Below are 4,524 nucleotides of genomic sequence, written 5' to 3' on the forward strand. Positions count from 1 at the left end.
GTGGAGCTGGAGCGGCTGCGCCGTCAGCAGGAGGCGGAGGCCGCGCGTCACGAGGTGCAGCTCGCCGAGGCCCGGCAGGAGGCCGAGCAGCTGTCCGCCCGGCTCCAGGTGTTGCTGGCGAAGCAGTCCCTCGCGGAGGCGGAGACCGGCATCGCGGAGCTGGAGCTGCGGCGCACCCGGGCGCGGCAGGGGCTGGAGATGGAGCGCGCGAAGGCGCTGCGCGACATCGAGAACTCGGTGAGCCCGGAGGTCATCCAGCTGACGTTGGCGCGGCAGCTGCCGCAGGTGGCGGCGGCCTTCCAGCAGCAGATGGGCGAGGTGCACGTGACGGCGGTGGATGGAGCGAACCCCTTTGGCTACATCGCCGCGCCGTGGAGGGCGTGATGGGGCTGGCGCGCTCCGCGGGCCTGAAGGTGCCTGCCTCCCCGCCGCAGATGCCGGTGGGGTAGCCGCGTCCCCGGCCTCCGCATATAGAAGGGGTCCTCCACAGGTCCGGACGCGCGGAGGCCGGGGCACGCATGGACATGAAGAAGCTGACGCTGGCGGCGGTGGTGGCGGGAGTGGCGGTGGCGGTGGTGCCGTGGCTGTTGCCCACGGGGCCGAGCGCCGGGCTGGACGCGGCCCGGTTCCTGGAGTCCGGCAGCCTCGCGTGGGGCGCGCTGGTGGTGTTCGCCGGCGGCCTGCTCACCGCGATGACGCCGTGTGTGTACCCGCTCATCCCCATCACCGTGTCGGTGTTCGGCGCGCGGAAGGCGGAGGGGCGGGGCCGCTCGCTGGCGCTGACGTCGTCGTACATCGTGGGCATGGGCGTGGTGTTCAGCGCGCTGGGCATCCTGGCGGCGAAGACGGGCCAGGCCTTCGGCTCCATGCTGGGCAGCCCCCCGGTGGTGATGGGGCTGGCGCTGTTCCTGCTGCTGTTGGCCTCGTCGATGTTCGGCGCGTTCGAGCTGGCGCTGCCGTCGTCCATGCAGACGAAGTTGAGCAACGTGGGCGGCGCGGGCCTGGCGGGCGCGTTCGTGATGGGCAGCGTGTCCGGGTTCCTGGCGGCGCCGTGCACGGGGCCGGTGCTCACGGGCCTCTTGGCCTTCGTGGCGAAGTCCGCCAACACGACGCTGGGCGCGACGCTGCTGTTCATCTACGCGCTGGGCATCGGCGTGCCGTTCTTCCTCATCGGCGTGTTCACGGTGCGCCTGCCGCGCGGCGGCGTGTGGATGGAGTGGGTGAAGAGCGTGCTGGGCATCATGCTGGTGGCGCTCGCGTTCTCGTACCTGAAGGACGCGTTCCCCTGGGCGCGCGACACCGTGAAGGCGCTGGGCGCGCAGGTGGGGCAGGTGCCCGGCGCGGTGGTGGCCGCGGTGCTGGTGACGGTGGGCGTCCTGGTGGGCGCGGTGCACCGCTCGTTCAAGGAGGGGCCGCGCGAGTTCGGCTTCAAGGCGATGGGCGTGGCGCTGGTGGTGGGCGCGCTGGTGGTGCGCGGCGGCGCGCTGGACGCGCGGCCCACGGGGGAGCTGTGGGTGCGCATGGGCTTGCAGGAGCACCCGGTGGCGCCGTCCTGGCAGTGGCACCACGTGATGCCGGCGAAGACGGCGACGTTCGACGCGAGCCAGTTCGAGCAGGTGCTCGCGGCGGCGAAGCAGGAGGGCCGTCCGGTGCTCATCGACTTCTTCGCGGACTGGTGCGCGGCCTGCAAGGAGCTGGACCGGCTGACGTACCCGTCCACGGAGGTCATCTCCCAGGCCCAGGACAGCCGCTTCCTCACCATCAAGATCGACGCGACGAACAGCGAGGACCACCTGGACGCGCTGATGGAGAAGCTGGGCGTGGAGGGCCTGCCCACGGTGGCCTTCGTGAACCCGGACGGCACGGTGCTGACGAAGCCGCGCGTGACGGGCTTCCTGGAGCCCGTGCCCTTCGCGGCGGAGATGCAGAAGGTGGTCCTCCAGTAGGGGCCACCGCTCGCTAGAGGTAGTTCTCCCACCCCAGCCGGCCCCGGCTCGCGAGCACGCGCTCAATCATCAGCTCGTGCAGCGTGAGGAGCGGCTTCGCCAGGTCCTCTCCCTCCAGCCGCGCGAGCGCGCCGGCCATGGCCTCCAGCGTGGACATCCCGTCCGGGTGCGGCGGCTTGCGCAGCCGGCGCGTGTCCCGGCGCGGGCGGCGGCAACCTCAGCCCCGGCAACCGGCGCAGGGCGGGGACGCGCTGCACCATGCGCCGCGCCTGCGCCCAGCTCCCGTCGATGACGACCAGCCGCTTCGGCGGCGGGCCCTCCGCCTCCGGCGCGTCGGGGAACAAGAGCCACGTGTCCGGCGCGTCCAGCACCGACGCGTCGAAGGGCGCCCCAGGCGCGCCATAGGAGACGATGTGGCAGCGGGGCAGCGCCAGCGCCGCGATGCGCGCCGTGTTGGTGCTCTTCTGCGACTCCTTGTTGTGCCGGATGATCAGCAGCTCCGTGCGCGTGGGGATGACGGGCACGTCCGCGCACAGGCACAGGGCGGTGGGCAGGTAGCACCGCTCGCAGCGGCCGGACAGGTCCTCCGGGGTGCTGGACCTCATTTCGCCGCGGTGCGGTAGCGCTCCATCAGGGTCCGCGCCTCGCGAAGCTTCTCCTCGACGAAGCGGTCATCCGCGTCCGGCTCGTATTCGGCGTCCGGCGGATCCAGCTGGAAGAGGGCGGAAAGGCTCGCGGGGGCGACCTCCAGCCACTCGGACGTGCGGGTGAGCGCGGCCTGCCGGCGCCCGGCGAAGGTCTCCGGCCCGTCCTCCGGGCCGCAGCGGCAGATGCGCGCGGAGTCCCCGGACACGTCCACGTAGAGCCCCAGCACCTCCGCGTCCACCTCCGCCGCCAGGGCGCAGGTGGCCTCGCTGACGTAGGCCGCCATGGCCTGCGCCGCGGAGCGCTCCGTCAGCGAACGCACCAGGTAGACCTGCCACCCGGCCTCCGTGAGCGCCCCGGCCTCGCTCAGCGGGGCCAGCTCCGCCGGAGGCGCCTGGATGCGCGACAACAGCCGGCGCACGGGCACCTCCAGCCGCTCGAGCCGGGCGTTGGACGCGGGGCAGAAGAAGACCACGCGGTACTCTCGGCTGTCGGCGGCGGTTTCCATGGGCATACGGCGTGACCCAAGAGGACCAAAGGACTCCCCAGGCATGCAAGGGGGGAGTTTCGCTCCGGGACGCTTCCCCGGGCGCCCGGGAGGCCTGCTCCGGGCCCGGAACGCGACCGGGCGGCAGGTATCCCCCCACCTGACGCACCAGGAGGGCCCGCCGCGCGGCGCCTCCCCGGTGCGTTCCCGGAGCCTCCCCGGAGCCTCCCCGGAGCCTCCCCGCGTTCACGAAAACGCCCCAGCCGCCTCCCACCGCTGGGGCATGCTGCGCCCCATTTTCCACGCCTTTTCCCCGCCGGGCGGGGCGCGCGCCACCCGGAGGCAAGACACACCCATGGAGAGGAATTGAAACAGGGAGTGCCGGGATGTCTGTCTATTCCATGCAATGAATTGGCGTCTGCTTGAAGTGTTCCAGCCGCACTGGTCGACGTCATGCGGGAAGAAGCGCGACAGCGTTTGTCGCATCCGTGAGAAAAAAAGAATCCGGCCCTTGGCGTTCTCTGGAGGGAAGGGAGGCGGTCGCATGGTGCCAGGGAGGGAGGAGCCGCCAGTCCGGGAGGGCTCTGGAGGGGAGTTCGCCGCGTTCGCGATCCGCCATCAGCCGGTGCTGGTCGCCATCGCGCGCAATGTCTGTGGCAGGAGTGCCAGTGATTGCGACGACCTGGTGCAGGACGTGCTCTTGCGCGCGCTCCTGCAATGGGAGCGGCTCAAGCGGTGGCCGGAGCCCGCGCGCCGCGCGTGGCTGGTGCGCGTGCTGCACAACCGGTTCCTGGACCAGTGCCGCCGCCAGGGCGCGGAGACGGACCGCCGGGTGGACCTGCACAACGTGCACATGCTCTTCGAGGACCCGGAGGACGCGCCGGAGCCCGAGCAGTGGGAATGCGTCACGGAGGACGAGCTGCGCCAGGCCGTGGCGCGGCTCAACGAGAAGCTGCGCCAGGCGTTCGAACTGCATGCGCGGGGCCTTCGCCACGCGGAGATCGCCCGGCGGATGAACACCCCCAGCGCGGGAACGGTGGGCACGTGGCTCTTCCACGCCCGCCGCCGCCTCAAGGCCATGCTCCACGACACCGCGGAACGCCGCCGCCAGGAGAGGGAACGATGAGCACCGCGTGTGAGGACCTCCAGCCCTTCCTGGATGGAAGCCTGTCCGCCGAGGACCAGCGCCGCGTCCGCGGCCACCTGGCCGGCTGCGACGTCTGCTCCCGGCGCTTCCACGACCTCTTGCAGCTGGAGATGCTCGCGCGGCTGGCGCTGGAGGACGCGGCGGAGAGCGAGCGCTGGGTGTCCGCCCGTCAGGCCCGCGAGACGGTGCCCGGGTCCTGGGACGAAGACGTGCCGGAGCACTGGCCCGGGGACGTGCTCCCCGCGCAGGCGCCCCCGCCGCCCGAGCGCGAGGGCCGCGCGTGGCACCAGGCGCGCGCC

General features: G+C 72.2%; 4 protein-coding genes and 2 pseudogenes. 4 read left to right on the plus strand and 2 right to left on the minus strand.

Going from position 1 to position 4,524, the window contains the following annotated elements:
• A pseudogene (locus ACLEQD_RS37645) lies at nucleotides 1-449 on the plus strand (hypothetical protein); the annotation flags it as partial.
• A 69-nt stretch (nucleotides 450-518) separates the two neighbouring features.
• Entirely contained in the window at nucleotides 519-1,946 is a 1,428-nt protein-coding gene (locus ACLEQD_RS37650) for a protein-disulfide reductase DsbD family protein (protein WP_410390695.1), read from the plus strand.
• Between the two features lie 13 nt (nucleotides 1,947-1,959).
• Here ACLEQD_RS37650 and ACLEQD_RS37655 read toward each other — a convergent pair.
• Both ACLEQD_RS37655 and ACLEQD_RS37660 read right to left on the minus strand, forming a co-directional pair.
• Nucleotides 1,960-2,551 (minus strand): annotated as a pseudogene (locus tag ACLEQD_RS37655) (tRNA-uridine aminocarboxypropyltransferase).
• Nucleotides 2,548-3,099: a hypothetical protein gene (locus ACLEQD_RS37660; RefSeq protein ID WP_171412953.1), complete on the minus strand. Its 552-nt coding sequence runs from the start codon at nucleotides 3,097-3,099 to the stop codon at nucleotides 2,548-2,550. Before ACLEQD_RS37660 ends, ACLEQD_RS37655 begins: the two are co-directional and overlap by 4 nt.
• A gap of 523 nt (nucleotides 3,100-3,622) precedes the next feature.
• Here ACLEQD_RS37660 and ACLEQD_RS37665 point away from each other — a divergent pair.
• Nucleotides 3,623-4,204, plus strand: a complete 582-nt coding sequence (locus tag ACLEQD_RS37665) for an RNA polymerase sigma factor (protein WP_120524267.1) — start codon at nucleotides 3,623-3,625, stop codon at nucleotides 4,202-4,204.
• A partial coding sequence (locus ACLEQD_RS37670; RefSeq protein WP_410390696.1) for an anti-sigma factor family protein occupies nucleotides 4,201-4,524 on the plus strand: 324 nt, incomplete at its 3' end. The genes ACLEQD_RS37665 and ACLEQD_RS37670, both read left to right, overlap by 4 nt.

It is taken from the genome of Corallococcus sp. 4LFB, from assembly GCF_046520365.1.
GTDB classification, from domain to species: domain Bacteria; phylum Myxococcota; class Myxococcia; order Myxococcales; family Myxococcaceae; genus Corallococcus; species Corallococcus caeni.